The following is a 16,470-nucleotide window of genomic DNA, read 5'->3' on the forward strand; positions in this document are numbered from 1 at the left end:
GTCTCTTCTTATATCATGTATAGAAAAATAGAAAATCTATATATATTGGGATAGATATGCAAAGGAAATGGCACTTTCCTTTGCATGTGAAGCAGTAAATGTATAAATAACGGCAAAATCTAGCTATTTGCTAAGGCCAATCAGCCAGAGCCCCGACACCGCTCATTTAAGCGCTCTGCTGCGGCCACATGGCATCGCCTAGCTCATCCAGCACGGTATCCAATTGGTCGCCCAGTATTTTATCCAACTGCTTTGCACCACCTTGGAAGGCGGGTAGCTGGTTGACGGTTTCGCGGTCGATAATGATCTCATGGGTCAGTTGCTTAGCTAGGCGTTCTAGCCACTTGCGCTGGGCCGATGTCCAATCGTGCTGGGTATAGATGCGGTCCATGGCTTCAGCGACGCGCTGCTCAAAGGGCTTTAGAGGCTCGCCCAGCGCAGCGCGGCGGATATGGCCAACGATACTGGCAGCAATGTCTTTATTGGTCTGGTTGCGCACGGCGGTTTGCAGATTGGCTTCCGAATAGCCGTGGTTATCCAGCAGCACTTTCACTTCCTTGAGTTGCTGGCGCGTAAGGTCGCGGGGCTTGTTGACGACCACTGCCAGGGCGGTCGATTGGTTAACCTGCTCTTTGATAAACGCGTTGAAGCTGTCCAGGTAATCCTCAGGCCGCTGGTGCACACCGTAGCTTTGGGTGGGCTCCTGGATGAGCTTGTCTTCATGGTGCGAAATCACGGGCATGTTGTCGCTGCCTGCCAGTGATTTCACTTGGCCAAGTTGATTAACCAGGCCGCTGTGCTGGGTGATGAATGCTGACGCTTCGCGCGGACCTAATTTCTGAAGGTGCTGGTGCAGATTTTTTGGCTCCACGCCCCACAGCTCTTGCAGTTCGTCCAGCTTGTCTTTCAGCGCCGGCCGGCTTTCGGCTTTGTTGTCGGCTTTGCGCAGTACACGCATGACCTTCTGACTCAGTTGGCTAAGCACTACATCAGCTTGGCTTTCGCCCAGCTGTTCGCCAGGGCTATTCAGCGCTGCTTCTAGATGGTCCTCGTCGGTCAGCTCGTCGACCAGTTGCTCCAAGGTGATATTAGGGTCTCTCACCAGGGGCTTCATGGTGTTGACCTCGGCAAGGGCGGCGTAGATATCGACCGGGTCATAAATACGGAACACGGTTTTGCCGATTTCGTCACAGCGACGGGTGGCGCGGCCAATCATTTGCTCATACAGAATGCGCGAGCGCACCCGCCGCATAAACACTAAGTGACAGATCTTGGGTACATCGATACCGGTCGTCAGCAGGTCGACGGTGACGGCAATACTGGGATAACGCTCGTTCTTGAAACGACGAATCAGCTGATCGACTTTGTCACTTTTGCCGGTAATCTTGGCAACGGCGGCTTCGTTATAGCTGCCGTTATAGAGCTCTTTAAAGGCATCATCCAGAAGGCGCTTGACCATATCAGCGTGCAGATCAGTCGCGCAGAAAATCAGCGCTTTTTCGTCGTCGAAGGGGTCTAGTTCCTGCGCCAGCTGTTCGCAGATAACCCGATTAAAATTCTCATTGATCACTCGACGGTTGAAGGCCTCAACCTCGAAGCTCAGTTCGTCTTCGAGTTCCGTGGTATCCACCTCGCCGGTCTGGGTGTTAATCACCTCGACTGGCTTACCTTTCTCAAACTGGATGCCGTTCTTGGTCAGCAGGGTTTCGTAGCGAATGGGTGGTTCGTGGTCGATCAGCCAGTCATCCGCGACGGCTTCTCTGTACGAGTAGGTGTAGACAGGTTTGCCAAAAATATCACTGGTGTGTCTGGCCGGGGTGGCCGTCAGGCCGATTTTGATGGCATCGAAGTAGTCCAGCACTCGCCGGTAACTGGAGATGTATTGACTGGCATCCCGCGTCGCCAGCTCACCTTCGGTCATTTCCTGATCCAGTGTATAGCCCCGGTGGGCTTCGTCGATAATGATGCAATCAAACTGGTCAATGGGCGGCGGCTGATCGCTCATAAAGATGCGCTTCACCATGGCCTGAACGGTGGCGACCTGCACGCGGGTTTCGGCTTCAGCGGCCATATCGCCCAGTTCAGCGACATTATAAATCTTACTCAGGGTCTGGTTCTGCTCCAGAGGCGCTTCGTTAAAAGCGTCGATGGCCTGCTGCCCAAGGGCGGTGCGGTCTACAAGAAATAAAATGCGATGGTAGCGTTCGGTTTTCAGGAAGCGGTACATCAGGCCAATGATGGTACGGGTTTTACCCGTGCCAGTTGCCATGGCAAGCAATACGGAGCGGACGTTTCGTGACAGGGCATTTTCAGTCGCCGCAATAGCCTTCTGTTGATAGTCACGCAGTTTCAGATAACCGAAGGGTTCGTTCTTAAGCAGCTTTTCTGCGTTTTCTTTATCGCGCTCCAGTAAGTCCAGCAAACCACCCGGGGTATGAAAACGTGACAGTGCGCGTCGGGTGTTACTGGGGTCCCGCACATCCCGAAACCAGGTGCCCGATTGTTCGGCCAGCTGGGGGACATAAGGTCGACCGTTACAGGAATAGACGAAAGGCACCATATAGTGGCCTTCGTCATCAGCAGGCCAGGCAATGGTGCGACCAGTAAGCTCCCAGGCACCTACCAGAGGGGCCTCGACGCGGACCCCTTTACTGTAACGTTCGGACTGATCAATTTTGCCCGCCACGTTGGTGTTTTCTTTCTTGGCTTCTACCACCGCGATGGGCGCAAGGCCCACAAACAATACGTAATCGGCTCGACCTTTTTTGCCGTTATGATTGGTGGGCCATTCGGCAATCGCGCGGTAAGTCCCTTTCTCTGGCCTTGCGCCCTTCTGGTAGGTGATTTCCTGGCTGTCTGCTTCCCAGCCGGCTTCATGCAATTGCTGGTCAATGAGAATGCGGGTGAGTTCTTCGTTCAGTACCAGGGTATCGGTGGCGGCTTTGGTTTGCTTGGCCACTTTCTGGCGCTGCTGATTAACGGTTTGTTCGCCTTGCTGCGTGAGCTGCTTTTGCAGAGCTTTGATTTTATTTTCGTAGGCAGCTTGCTGTTGCGCCAGCGCTTCTTCGTGCTGGCGGGCTTGTTTCTCTAGCGCCCGAGCTTCTTCATCCATGGCGACGGCCAGGGCTTCGTATTCAGCCTTTTCTTTCTCAACCAGTTGGCTGAGTTGCTGGCTGCTGTTTAGCTCTACGTTCGCGTTTTGCAGATCATGGCGCAGTTTTTCGATACCTGACTGCAACTGGCGTAGTTGGGCGCTGGGATCTTCCGGTGGCACGAACGGCCCCGGTTTGAATCCGGACCCTGCATTGCCAAAGGAGCGGTGGAACCAAATCGCTAACTCTCTGGCCAATTTCAATCCATCCATGGCTTCTTTATGGCGAGTGCGAAATTGGTGGGTAGCCCGGTTCCCTTCGATCCGCAGGGTATGAAAAAGCTCTCGTACCTGGGATTCAAGCCGCAGCTCGCGATTTAGCCGATAAAGAAGGTCGGCTTGGCTCGTTTGCTCATCGAAATCGATACCTGACAGCGCGGCCATGTGCTGAGCAAGCGCCTCGCCCAGTTGGCGCAGCTTGATCAACGTGGTGTTAGGGTCGCTGGCGAATGCCCCCTCGGCAGCTGAAGCCAGCTGCACAAATAGCGCGTCATGCTCGGCCAGGAAACCGAAATTTGCTGATGCTTGGTCGCTGACTCGCACAGATGGCTCCACTTCGTATGCACTTGGCATTCATTACGGAAGGCTCGGCCTTCAGCCTTCTGTTGCTAATCAATGGACTTTATCAGGGTAGCGCGAAATGATCAGCCCTAATGCGACTGAAGGGACGAGCCTATCGCGCTTTGAACTGCAGAGTGGCAAGCCTGAAAGAAGAGAGCTCTGTTTCCTGAATTCAAGTATTAAGCGCAACACCTGCGGTTTTTAGCACTCCTGAGTGCTCTCCCAAAAATACCTGTACCGGTGTTCCGTAGCCGAGCCGCTTTCGAGGCCGCTCGTTTAACTTATTGACGACTCGTCGCACCTCGGTATCCGTTACCTGTTGGAAGTACGTTTCCTTAGGAAAGTAATCCCGTATCAGGCCATTAGTGTTTTCGTTACTCCCGAGCCGTCCAGACAGTAAGGATCACAGAAGTACGTCGATGCGGACACCTTCTTAGCCACGGTTTCATGGCCAGCGAACGCCGAGCCATTGTCCAGCGTTATAGTCAGCACAGCGCCATGACGACGCTTCAGCAACCGGATCATGGCTTTCTGGGTTAATTTCGCTGAGCCCCATGGGCAAGCGCGCTGCCAGAAGGTAGCCACTGCGTCACTCGACTAACGTGACCCAGCCCGATTGCTTGAGGCCCTGGATGACGGTATCCCCCTCCCAATGTCAGATGGTGAGCCGGTCATCGACCTCAACAGGGCGGTGTTCGATGCCCACACGGTTAGGGATTTTGCCGAGGCCTGCACTCTTGGCGTGAGCACGATGCTTGCTGCGCCGCTTAGGTTGACGAAGAGATCACCACCGCGCGCCTTGTCATTCCAGACCAAGGAATAGCTCCACAGGTGACTGACTCCTATGCCGACGCACGGCGCCATGAAACCGCTAATTTGATCTAGACTCCACTCCTCCCGCAGCTGCTTGGCGACGATGTTGATCATGCTGGGTAGGCGCTTCGTCCACTTCCAGGCGGTACGCCGGCGGTCGTTGCTAAGGCGCTGAGCTAGCTCAGGCTCATAACCGTCATCAGCCGCGTTACGACGCAACTCGCGACTGATCGTGCTGTTATGAATGCCAAGATCCCTGGCGACCTGTCGCTGGCTCATACCTAGCCCAATATAAGCGTAAATCTGGTATCGTTGGTCTGGGACAGTTGTCGGTATCCCATGCTCTGCTTCACTTTGATCGGTAAAGCAGGGAGGGTACCGGCGCTGGCTCTCCTGTTTCTACCGGGTGGTTCAAAGTGCTGCGGTTATTCTATTAATCCAGGGCTGAAGCCGTTCGATACTAATAAAGTGAAAACGGACTGAACCTGCATAAGCTGGATCAATTAGATAGTATTGCACGGCATCTATGGGGTTATGTAGTGTGGGGACTCATGGCGACAAAAAAGACAGGAAAGCAAGATTATCTTAAATTAATGAAAATGCCGCCCCAAGAGGCAGCATAGATCACTCATTGCTCATTGACTTCCCAGAGATATGTCCAAGGGAATATTAACTGGCGAGAGCACCGAATAACGCTGCCTAATTTTATTATATATATCGGTCACACCCTCAGCTTTGACAGTAATCACTAAAGCGTAACCAACGTCCGGCGCCGACTGGTAATGAACATTTCTGCTTTCTTCCCTAGAAAAATATTCAATATCAAATACTGGGTCTACCAACTGCCCAGGGACAGTGAATTTTTTATTCCTATGGACACAGGTTTCCCATTTATGTGCACCATCTCTATGTTCTCGCTCAGAGCGATAATATTGTGAACCTATACCGAAGAAATCGCTGGTATCTTCCTCCAAAACACCTACTCTTGGTCTAAAGACAACACCAATCCCTGACCGCGTGTAGTTTAGTGAATGTTCAGGGTCAGTATGTGCCTGGATGCAGAATGTTGCTTTAATTTCCACTGCGCCGGTCAACACCTCGTTTGGCATAGGGATCGGGCATCGAAGATATTCCCCCTTAACCAAATTACCTTGAAATATTACGGTTGCACTTTCGTCATCACACTCTAAAACCTTAAGAGGATCTTCCTTAAACCTCCCCCAGCCCACCTCTTTTCTCATAGTGCTTTTTTTAGGATCGGCTGTATGAACCAGCAGAGATTTAAGGGCATTAGAGCTCATATCGTAGTCGGTAAGAGAAGCAATACCAGCTGCTGTCCTTAAGACCATTGGCGCGGAATAACTAGTCCCACAAACTGCATTAATACTTGCCGTCATGGGGTTAAAAACCAAAAATGGCTCTGCTTCACTACCACCGAAAGCAAGACCGTCTGGCTTTATATAGCCTGGACTTCTTCCAGGGCCCATGCAGCTATAAGGAGCTCGTGACCATTTACTCCCACTTCTATCAGAAGAACCTATCGAAAGCGCATTAACCATATCACCAGGAGGCTGTATTCTATCCGCACCTTCCACATCTCCATCATTACCTACTGCAACAGTTGCAAAAATCCCATGCCTAGAACAAAGCTGATCTAATACTGCTGTCCACGCATGCACTTCATCGTCATAGATAGGCATCCTCGGCCCAAGGCTTAGATTGACAAAGCGGTAATCACCATACTCTAACTCAGATTTTATCTTTAAGAGAACATCGTAAAGATCGGGGTCTCTCCCACTGTCCTTAGCAAGAACTCTAAAGTGATCTACTTTAGTATATGGTTGCCCTAATACTCTACTATCATCCACCCTCCCAAAAAGATAAGTCGAAGTCACCTCGTTTCCGTGGAGCAAAAAGTTTCCATAAGTCGTATCTGTATCATCCCAAACATATTCATCTGCCCATTGGCTAAGGTCGCTGGTACCCAGACCACCATCAAATATCGCTGCAACAACATCTTCATTTAATGCGGGTTCTTCCGGCAAAGACAATGACTCCGACAAGTTATTCCGCATTACTTCAGGCACCGCTGAGCGAAGTGGAGGCATAACTCTTGCTACACGAACAAATGCATGCAGAATCACACAGCTCATTACTTTTGGAGTCGCCCATACAGGAAGAAACGTAAGCTTACCAACCTGTATCATCTTTTTAACTTGTGGATCTCCACCACAATTTTTAGTATACTTTACAAAAGAATCAATGATGTCTTTTTCATCAGGCCCCGCATGGAGTACGATTTCGTACTGCTTCGGATTCTCATCATCATAATTAGAAAGTTCGCCTTTAAAACAGCTTCTGCTATCAATCCAAGATATTTCTTCTATTTCTCTAAGTTCGGATTGCTGCTTTTTATTTGCCCTCCCATCCTCAATCATAGTCCGCAACCGCCGTAAGCTACCGACACTCCCGGCGACGAATATAGAAGCGCTTACCAAATCTTTTTCCTCATCACGCTTCCGAGTAACTTTTCTTGGACGAAGGCAAACTTCCTTACTGCCAACATCTCGCAATCCAGCAGCATCAAAAATATTTACAGGGTAATAAGACTTAGCAAGGAATGCGGGATGAAGAATTAATTCAAAAACCCCTTCTCCACGGGGCTTAGCTTCAGCAGGCAAGGAATCAAACTCTTTTTCAACAGAGCGAATTTGGCCAGGTAAAATTTCCTGTATTTCAGGAAAAGAATATGGATATTTTTTAGGTCCACCACCAGTGCTAAAGCCACGCTGGCTAGACAACAATTCCCCTTTACCTAATAGCAAGTTCCTTTCAGCCATAATTCACCCTTCAGCATTTATGATTTTAGTGACAGTTGGATGACTCATTCCTGTCACTTCAGCTACTTTCCTTCTAGAAACCCCTTGCGCAACTACCTCTTTAATTCTCTTATTCCTCAACTCAAGATCACCAAGCTCGCATATTAGAACACCTAGAATTGCATCGTCATAAGCATGCTCATGCAGCACATGCTTCTTCATGGCCTGCTGACAAATTTTTTCAATGTCTGAGAAAGATTTTCCAGTCAAAAGAGGCGATATTTTCCCAGCAATTTTTTCTGAAACACCTTTGCTCTTCAAAATCTTTAAGACTATATCTTTTCCTGGATTCTGAAAGTTGATGAGTTTATCAAACCTTCGCCATACAGCCCTGTCAAGCAACTCGGGATGATTGGTAGCTGCTACCAATATTGATTGATGCGGCCATCGGTCTATAGATTGAAGAAGAACATTAACCAACCGTTTAAGCTCTCCAATATCTTTGTCATCGTCTCTTTTTTTGGCCACTGCGTCGAATTCGTCCAAGAAAAGAACGCATGGGAATGATGTAGAATATTCAAAAACACTTTTTATATTGGCCCCAGTCTTTCCCAGCAAGCTTGACATAACGGTTGACAAATCAAGCGTCACTAAAGGAAGACTTAACTTTGATGCCAGCCACGAAGCAGCAAATGTCTTCCCCACTCCTGGAGGTCCTGTGAAAATGACTTTTGAAACAGGCTCCAAACCTGCTGAAATCAATTTTTTTGAACTATTCCTCTCTTCAATAATTGAATTAAGCCCAGCATCCACTTGTTCATCCCAAAAAATATCATTGGGAAAGTTAAATTTTATTTGTTCTGAGACTAGGCTGGCGCGACTGTCGCTGTCAACAGGTGAGACGTTTTTCCTTGACACAAGCCTAGCGGGCTTAGCACTATCTGGCGCAGCCAGTAGATCAGCAAGTCTCTCTGCAACCGGATCGCCATCCTTTTTCAACTTGCTGGCTATCCTCCGCCCAAGCAGAGCAAATCCTGCGGCGTTACCATTGACGCCCTGCTTGAAAAGGTCCACAAGCTCTTTGTCATCAATATTTTGCATCTACGCCTCCAAAATGGTAACAGAGATGATAGTTTTGGAAGCCATAAGTGTCAATTTGGAAAGCTAACCTCAGAATATTGACAGCAGGAGCGCGCCTCTAGATTGATAGGCCTGTGGTTGCCCTAGGGCGGCATGAATGCTGCAATTGCCCCGCCCACCCAGCAAATACCTAAGCATAAGCGAGGCTACTGCTACTTCACACGAACCGGCCTAGGTGGCCTCCCTCGCCGACCTGTAACCTGCCAAAGGAGACTGATGGCATACCAGTAGTCTCTGGCAGCAGTAGGGCTAAATCGCTTCGCTTCTAGGAACCGGTAGACATATCGCTTACCAATCTGATGAGGTGGACAGCCAAACCAACGTCCAAACTCTTCTACACGCCGCACCTGCATACGCCGGGCTGTCTTGTCTCTTCGACAAGCGTGCTGATTAAGGGCATGGCTAATACCTGGTGGAATCATCGCGCATTCCCGATATATATAGCTCACAGTAATGGCAATGCGAGAATGCCCAAGCTCTCAGACGAGCAGACAGTCAGTGAACAACAAGACGCAGTTGTGCGTGTACTAACCAGCACCGGCGGCGCATCACGGCCCTATTTTATTGGCCTAGCAGCCGATCTCGGCTACCCAACCGGCGGTAACCCCGCCCAGGGCGTACCCGCCGCCAGGCTCTTACTGGTACCACATGATTACTGAGGGCCTGCTGTGGGTGGTCGTGGAAGCGGGACTGACGCCGGATCATGAGGATCTGGGGCTGGTGGTTTGAGCACTCTCGCGACTGACTGCCCGCAACGTTACAACCATCACCGATGCCAACTCACCGAAAAACCTGACAATCGCCGAGGCTGGGCTGGTGCTGATAGATGCCAGTGCAGGGTCGGTAAAGCTCCACCTGCCGAGTGTCGCAGACAACCAGGGCGCAGCTATCGAGCGGTTCGTACGGATGTAAAGTGGCGATACGGTCACACTGAGCCCATCCGGCGACGACACAATCGATGGTAAGGCAAACCTCACAATGTCTGCCAACGACTGGGCAGACTTGGAGGCTGGTGAAGTCGATTATTGGGTCGCCAAGACTCCGGCGAATGTCTCGGAGAAGCTGTATGCCAATCAGGCTTTGGGTGGTGTGGGGCAGAGTTGGCATGATGTCACAGCATCCAGGGACAGTGCTGTGACCTTCACAAACAGCACGGGGCGACCTATTTTCCTCTCGGCGATAATTGAGGCGACTTCTACCAACAACTACCAACAACGCTCAATGCAGTGTCTTTATCGATGGGGATATGGTTGCACAGCAAAGGGCTACAGCCGGTGGTTCAGGGAATTCAATTATAGCGATGACCACAATCATTCCCGACGGCAGCAACTATAGACTCGACATGGCTCCCAAAACGGTATCGTTCAAATGAGGGACGGCGCTAATGAGATATTTCAATACGCCAAGTGACGACATTCGAGCGATCAAAATGGGCAAGAGCATTTCATACAGAGTACCTGGGAAGAGATGACCGAAGACGAGATGTAGGTGGCGATCAATCCGCGACTGACGATAGCTGATCTCGCAATCAAAAAGCGCCGCCACCTCGAAACCGCGCGTAAGGCCGCTGAAGATGAGGGCGTCTTTAGTTAACGACATTCGCTATTCTGGCAGCCGGGATAATCGTACAGAGATACTACAGGCGCTAGAATCAGCCGATGACAGCGGCATTGATACATTCCTGCGCAGGAAAGACAGCGACAACGCTTTCCACTTCAATCACCCCGTCGCGGCCGTGCGCGCGGCAATCCGCGAGATCGGAACGCGGCGCCATGGGCTTATCAATCAGGCGGGGAACTGAGCGCGCAGATTGACGCCATCCTGGTTGACGAGCAGCTGAGTGACGAAGAGAAGCGCATGGCGCTGCAAGCGGTGGCGTGGTCGGAAGCATAACCGCCAGCGCAAAGCTCTTTAACAATATAGCCCAGAGTCAGCCCGGCACTAGTCGGGCTGCTGCCATTGTGACCACACTGCAGCCGTGTTAATTCTGGTAACGCAACCTACAAACTGGAGCAGCTACATGGACAATGGCTTATACGCCGTACACTTTCGGGCAGCGGGCGATGAAGGCACAGGGGTCGTAGCCATTAGTGATGGCTCAGTAAACGGTGGTGATCGCAGCCACTACTACCAGGGCAAACTAGAGCAGAATGGCCAAGAGACCAGGGCTACGCTGGCAGTGTCGCAGTATAATCCCGCCTACGACTCGATATTTGGCTCGGCTGGAAACTTCGAGGTCGAAGTGAGTGGCCCTTCTAGCGAAAAGGGCTTCGAGCTAACAGGAAGCATCAAGGGCAATCCAAGCCAAAAGGTCAATATCAGTGGCCACTACCTAAAGCCGCTGGTTTAGCCCTAGGCACTCAATAGCGGCCGGTTAACCACCGGCCGTTTTTAATGGTAAAGCTCTCAGGAGATCAAGATGGCAACGGCTACAAGCGCGGCAGCAGTCGTGGGTGCTTTCGCGGGTTTAGCTTCGCTTGGATGGCAGATTTTCAAGTACCTTAAGGACGGCCCGATCCTGCGCATTCGCGTCTCACAGGATATGCAGGTGATCGGCCCCGATGGCCAACTTGAAGAACAACCCTGGGCACTCGTCAATATTGCCAATGCAGGCTCTCAGCCAACGACCATTACCCACCTCTTCAGCCACAGCTACCGAGGCCGGTTTGATCGTTTGCTAAGGAAGAAGACGGCTTCCACAATGGTATTTCCCAATCCAGATCCAGGTCAATTGCCTAGCAAGCTTGCTCCCGGTGAAATCTGGACGGGCATGGTTAAGCAAGATCACCTGCAGGAGCTGCTCGAAGAGGGGAATCACCTTTTCATAGGCGTTTACCATACCTTCAGCGACCACCCCAAGACTACTAGATTGCGACTCGGTGGCAACCCCCGAGAGACGGCGGCAGCCGAGTCTCGGGCATAGCCTTTTAAGGCCTAGCTCTTTGGTTCGAGGTTGTGCCAAAGATACCGCCAAATACTTGTGTGGCAGCCCACCTCATCGGTGCCAAAGTAAGCGCGAGGCTGTGCCAAATGCGCCGCGCGTTTACACTAACTCTTGGTGTCCACATCGTAGACACTTTGTAGACACCCACAAAAAAGCCGCCCTTTAAGGCGGCTTTTAAAATTCTGTAACGTGCTGTTTTTAAACCACTTTAAGTGGTGCCGACACCAGGAGTCGAACCCGGGACCTACTGATTACAAGTCAGTTGCTCTACCAACTGAGCTATGTCGGCTACACGTAAAGTCGGCAATGGCTGGGGTACCAGGATTCGAACCTGGGAATGCCGCTACCAAAAAGCGGTGCCTTACCACTTGGCGATACCCCAGCAGTGTGGTGGCCAGAGACGGAATCGAACCGCCGACACAGGGATTTTCAATCCCTTGCTCTACCAACTGAGCTATCTGGCCGCTGCCAACGGTGCGTATTAAACTAAAAAACCTACGTTTCGTCAACACCTCTGTGAAACATTCTTTCCTTCACCCCATTTATGGACTACGCGGTAGAAACTCAGCCCAGCACTCCACTTCGCAGTGGCCATTATGCCTGGGTAGGCGGCACATACCCTTCTGCCTGGTCGGTTTCTTGGTTATCCAAGAATCGCTCCATCTGCTCCATCAGGTAGGCGCGCGCATCGGGGTCGAGCATGTTGAGGTGTTTTTCGTTAATCAAGCGCGTTTGTAGCGCTTGCCACTCTTCCCATGCTGGTTTGGAAACCGTGGCTTGTATCTCCTGGCCTTTGGCCCCCGGCAGCGGCGGGAACGGTAAGGCGTCGAGCTCTTTTTGATACTTACGGCAGAATACCGTGTTGCTCATCGTACTCTCCTTCATGTGAGATGTGAGTCGTAAAGGCCCAGCCTACGCGTGCCCTGGCGCATTCTCCAGGTCAAACGTGCGCGCTTCGGCGTGTGCTTGAGTCAGTAAGCGCTTGACCGGTGCCGCCAATCCCAGCTCAGGCGGGTCATTGAGGTCGTACCACACGCCATTTTCGCGCACGCCCGTAAGCGTTGTGCAAACCACCGGCTGCGGGGAGATTTCCAGGCGAAAGTGGCTAAACGTGTGGGTGAATACAGGCCGTGCCGGTTCGTGCTGGGGGGCGACGGTATGCATGGCTACCCAATCATCTAACGCCTGTTGGGTATCGAATTGCGGCAAACTCCATAACCCGCCCCATAAACCGCTAGGTGGGCGCTGCTCCAGCCAGACGCGGCCCTTGGCATCTTGCAACAAAAGCATGAACGTTTGCCGCGTGGGTAGTGCTTTTTTGGGCTTGGATTCCGGGTAATGCTGCACCTCGCCGTGGGCGAAGGCCAAGCAGACATCGCTGAACGGGCATGCCACACAAGCAGGCTGGCCGCGTTTGCACAGTGTCGCCCCAAAATCCATCATCGCTTGGGTGTAGTCAGCAAGGCGCTTAGCAGGCGTGTAGTAGTCAGCCAACGACCAAAGCTTGCGCTCTACCGCAGGCCTGCCCGGCCAACCGGGCACAGCGTGCAGACGCGTCAACGAGCGCTTGACATTGCCGTCCAGAATCACCGCCCGCTTGCCGGTGCTTTGGGCAATGATCGCGCCTGCAGTGGAACGGCCAATGCCGGGCAGTGCTATTAGCGCCTCTTCGCTCTCCACCGGCAGTTCGCCGCCGTGCTCAGCGAGGGCGACTTGCGCTGCCTTATGCAAATTACGCGCGCGGGCGTAATACCCAAGCCCCGTCCATAGATGCAGCACTTCGTCCTGGGGGGCACGGGCGAGCGCATCAAGCGTCGGGAAGCGCGCCATAAAGCGGTTAAAGTAATCAATTACCGTGGCGACTTGGGTTTGCTGCAACATGATTTCTGATACCCACACGCGGTATGGCGTACGCGGGGACTGCCAAGGCAAATCATGACGGCCGTGCTGATCAAACCAGGCTAAAAGCCGCTTTTGAAATTCACCCGGCGAGAGCCGCGGCGTCGGCATCGAGTCCTTTGCGGGGTGGCCTTTTACGTCTTTAGGCATAAATGGTTGACCTACAAAAAAGCGCCGACAGAATGCCGACGCCAATGGGCTTGCAAGAAGTCTCAATCGAATAGACGACGTAAGCCGTCGCGAAGTTCCTGAGTCGTTTCTTCGCCTAAACGCTCATCGATGCGCTTGAACGAGTCTTCTAGCGCGTCTTCTACGCGGCTTCCCACCTCATCACTCAAAAGCTCGGCCATATTGGCTTGAAACGCCTCACGGTCAAACCGGCACCACTCGCTTCGCGCGTCGCTGACGTGCCCGTTACAGCGCACCGGTAGCGCTACCTGCTCAAGGCGTGGATTGACCTCGCAGGCGGCATCGGCGGTACTCACCACGCGGGCTTTCGTCAGGACATCGAAACGTAGGCTGCCAAGATCGAATGCCCCGCCTCCGCGCACATCAATGCCGGGAAGCGTAATGAGTAGGTCGTCGCTTTCCAGTATGCCATCGCGAATCACAAAGGGGGCGTCAAAACGGTCAAAGCGGGTATCGCTGTGCCAGTCGCGGCGTGTGGATTCACCTTCAAACGTAGCAACAATTTCGCACATTTCCTTTGAGATATTGATGTCTAAAACGGCGCCATTACTCAGCGAGGTATTAAGCTCACCATTAAGATGGCGAATCAACTCTTCGCGGGCATTACCACGCGTTGTCAGCTCGCCATCGACATTGAGCTGGCCACGGATCGGCGAGGCATCTTCGCTAAATGTCTCCAGCAGCGGGGCGACATCAACGTTTGCAACACGGGGTTGAAATGCCCATGTCATAGGCGTTTCGCGGCTATCAAGCCGCCCCGTGGCGCTTAGCTCACCGCCATAAAAACCCGATTCAAACGCACTCAACCGATGCTCTCCGTCGTTGCCTTCAAACGTGAGCGTTGGCTTGTCGAAGGTGAGACCGGAAAGGATAAACGTCTCTAAACGAAGCGCTGCCTCCAAGGTAAGCGTTGAAAGCCAAGCCTGCGGCAAGAGCCCGCCCGCGTCATCCGCAAATGCTTTGCGTAAAAAACCAAGGCTGGCTTGTGCCTGCGCCTCGTCAGCCGGCAAGTAGCGGTCAAGATTGAACGTATCGCCTTCAAGGTCAAACGCGAGCGCGGTGCCATCCAAGGACGCAGAAAGCTCGCCAGTGAGCGTGGTTTCATCCACCACCAGCGAGAGGTTGGGCAACGCGACCTGTTGCAAATCTCCCTCCACCGGGCTGGTGAACGCCACATCACTCAACGCATCTCCGTTACGAGTGGAAAGTGCCATTCCTGCGCGGTTAAGCCACGGCCTTAAGTTAAACGACGATGCGGTCAGCTGACCTTGGTATTGAGGCGCCTCCAGCAGCTGGGTTAGCGCAAGGTTGCCTTGCACACGCAAGTCATCGGGTCCGCTCAACTCCAGAGCCTTTAACACCGCTGTCTGTGCTCCCCAATCACTGTCTAAACCAAAAGCTAGGCTTAAAGCCAACCCGCCGTCCCAGTTGTCGGCATGACGTAGGTTTGCCTCGATAACGCCTTCAGTGATCGACAGCTGTTTACTCTCCAAGCGGGCATCAATCTCAGCGGCACTAAGGTCGATTTGCTGCGGCTCGCCTTGCGGCACAAAGCGGCTATGCGTAGCGAGCTGAACATTTTCTAACACGAAGCGTTGATCGGCGAGGGCGAGTCTCATACGGGTATCGAGGGTGATATCACTGGTGGCGTCGGGCTCGCGCTCAAGTGTGGCCGCGTTTAAATTTTTATAGCGTTTGAGGGTAAACGTCGCTTTTAGCGGGAAAGAGCGCAGCGGGTTAACGTTGCTACCGGTAATGTTGAGCTTTTCTAGCTGCCACATCTCGCCCATTTGGGCATCTCTGTAATAAATGTTGGCATTTCTCATCTGCACGCTAGCGATATTAAGTACCACATCCAAACTGCCCGCTTCCGCATGAGGGCCAGCACTGGCCGGGGCTAAAGCACGCTCCGCTTGCTCACCATCTTCCATCAGGCGATCAAGCAGTGGCTCCCAGTTACCCTCGCCATCTTGATAGCGCTCTAAATTCAGCCGCATACCATCGAGTGTCAGGCCATCCACAGCGATTTCCCCGCGCAATAAGGGTGCAAACGCCACGCTCACTTCGGCACGCTCAATAGCAGCAAACGCGGCATTTTCGGTACTCTGTTCGGGTAGCCAGGCGCGCGCCTTTTCCACACTCATCCCAATACGGGGATAAAACGACCAGCTCAAGGCGCCATCTAGGGATAAGTTCAGCCCGGTTTGCTCTTCGACGACGTCGGTTAAGCGAGGCTTGAAGTCTTCTGGGTCAAGAAACGTCGTGACATACACAACCGCCGCCACGGCAACGACGGCCAGTATGCCCACGGCGGCGAGTAAAATACGTAGCAGTTGCTTCATGGTGCGTGCCATCCTTGGGGGTCAAGCTCAACAAAATCGCTGGTAGCGGGTTTACCCGGCTCAACGGCGGGCGTTGCCACCGGCCGATAGCCCAGTTTTGATAGCAGCACACGGTCCGCCAGCGGCAGCGATGCGGTTTCTATGCGTAGCACGCGGCCCTCTGCATACGCTTGCTCGGCGAGTAGCGCCATCAAGCGCGACCCCACTCCTCGGCGGCGCGTGGTTTTGCGCACGCAGAGATCCGACAGCCACCAAGCGCCATCGTCGGCCTCTTTAAGCGCGACCGCGCTCAGCAAGCGCGCATTAAAGAGCGCGCAGGCAAACGAGTGCTGAGCCTTTAAATGCTGCTCAATAAAGGTTTCGACGGTGTGAGGAGGCATCCGGTCGTCAGGCGCGTCATGGTAGATGCGTACCAAATCCAGTCGCGTTTGGGCATCCGCCTCCCAGCGGGCCCGGTCGACATGGTGCAGTGTCACCGGCATGATAAAAATCCTCTTGGCCAACGCAGTTAAGCTGCCGTTTACGCCCTGTGCATTTAGGCTCTGTTATGGAAATTTAAGCCCTGCCACAGGAGCGACTTTGCCCGCATTGTAGCGGATAGGCGGGGCAATT

11 protein-coding genes, 3 tRNA genes and 1 pseudogene are annotated in these 16,470 nt (G+C 52.6%); 4 read left to right on the forward strand and 11 right to left on the reverse strand.

Annotation, left to right across the window (positions count from 1 at the left end):
- Positions 1-166: 166 nt before the first annotated feature.
- From hsdR to HZS81_RS07015, 4 genes and pseudogenes are all read right to left on the reverse strand, one after another.
- Positions 167-3,694 (reverse strand): type I restriction-modification system endonuclease, encoded by a 3,528-nt coding sequence (hsdR, locus tag HZS81_RS07000; protein ID WP_338401825.1) that lies wholly within the window; start codon positions 3,692-3,694, stop codon positions 167-169.
- Between the two features lie 190 nt (positions 3,695-3,884).
- Positions 3,885-4,866, reverse strand: a pseudogene (locus tag HZS81_RS18275) (IS30 family transposase).
- Positions 4,867-5,160: 294 nt separating this feature from the next.
- A complete protein-coding gene (locus tag HZS81_RS07010; RefSeq protein ID WP_179929839.1) occupies positions 5,161-7,365 on the reverse strand; it encodes a S8 family peptidase in 2,205 nt (734 codons plus the stop codon).
- A gap of 3 nt (positions 7,366-7,368) precedes the next feature.
- Positions 7,369-8,445, reverse strand: coding sequence for an AAA family ATPase (locus HZS81_RS07015; RefSeq protein WP_179929840.1), 1,077 nt, complete (start codon positions 8,443-8,445; stop codon positions 7,369-7,371).
- 506 nt (positions 8,446-8,951) lie between these two features.
- Here HZS81_RS07015 and HZS81_RS07020 point away from each other — a divergent pair.
- From HZS81_RS07020 to HZS81_RS07035, 4 genes are all read left to right on the forward strand, one after another.
- Positions 8,952-9,143, forward strand: coding sequence for a hypothetical protein (locus HZS81_RS07020; RefSeq protein WP_179929841.1), 192 nt, complete (start codon positions 8,952-8,954; stop codon positions 9,141-9,143).
- Positions 9,144-10,057: 914 nt separating this feature from the next.
- Positions 10,058-10,285, forward strand: a complete 228-nt coding sequence (locus HZS81_RS07025; protein WP_179929842.1) for a hypothetical protein — start codon at positions 10,058-10,060, stop codon at positions 10,283-10,285.
- Positions 10,286-10,504: 219 nt separating this feature from the next.
- The gene (locus HZS81_RS07030) at positions 10,505-10,834 is read left to right on the forward strand and encodes a GrlR family regulatory protein (RefSeq protein ID WP_179929843.1); all 330 of its coding nucleotides are present in this window, start codon (positions 10,505-10,507) and stop codon (positions 10,832-10,834) included.
- Between the two features lie 69 nt (positions 10,835-10,903).
- The gene (locus HZS81_RS07035) at positions 10,904-11,407 is read left to right on the forward strand and encodes a hypothetical protein (protein ID WP_179929844.1); all 504 of its coding nucleotides are present in this window, start codon (positions 10,904-10,906) and stop codon (positions 11,405-11,407) included.
- A 234-nt stretch (positions 11,408-11,641) separates the two neighbouring features.
- Here the strand turns inward: HZS81_RS07035 and HZS81_RS07040 are convergent.
- The 7 genes from HZS81_RS07040 to HZS81_RS07070 form a co-directional block, all read right to left on the reverse strand.
- Positions 11,642-11,717, reverse strand: a tRNA-Thr gene (locus tag HZS81_RS07040).
- Between the two features lie 18 nt (positions 11,718-11,735).
- Positions 11,736-11,810, reverse strand: a tRNA-Gln gene (locus tag HZS81_RS07045).
- Positions 11,811-11,816: 6 nt separating this feature from the next.
- Positions 11,817-11,892, reverse strand: a tRNA-Phe gene (locus tag HZS81_RS07050).
- A gap of 130 nt (positions 11,893-12,022) precedes the next feature.
- Positions 12,023-12,298: an oxidative damage protection protein gene (locus tag HZS81_RS07055; protein WP_179929845.1), complete on the reverse strand. Its 276-nt coding sequence runs from the start codon at positions 12,296-12,298 to the stop codon at positions 12,023-12,025.
- A 42-nt stretch (positions 12,299-12,340) separates the two neighbouring features.
- Entirely contained in the window at positions 12,341-13,477 is a 1,137-nt protein-coding gene (gene mutY, locus HZS81_RS07060; protein ID WP_422141576.1) for an A/G-specific adenine glycosylase, read from the reverse strand.
- Between the two features lie 62 nt (positions 13,478-13,539).
- The gene (locus HZS81_RS07065) at positions 13,540-15,858 is read right to left on the reverse strand and encodes an AsmA family protein (protein ID WP_179929846.1); all 2,319 of its coding nucleotides are present in this window, start codon (positions 15,856-15,858) and stop codon (positions 13,540-13,542) included.
- Entirely contained in the window at positions 15,855-16,340 is a 486-nt protein-coding gene (locus HZS81_RS07070) for a GNAT family N-acetyltransferase (protein WP_179929847.1), read from the reverse strand. The genes HZS81_RS07065 and HZS81_RS07070 overlap by 4 nt, the downstream gene beginning before the upstream one ends.
- Positions 16,341-16,470: the final 130 nt, after the last annotated feature.

It is taken from the genome of Vreelandella salicampi, from assembly GCF_013415105.1.
Classification (GTDB): domain Bacteria; phylum Pseudomonadota; class Gammaproteobacteria; order Pseudomonadales; family Halomonadaceae; genus Vreelandella; species Vreelandella salicampi.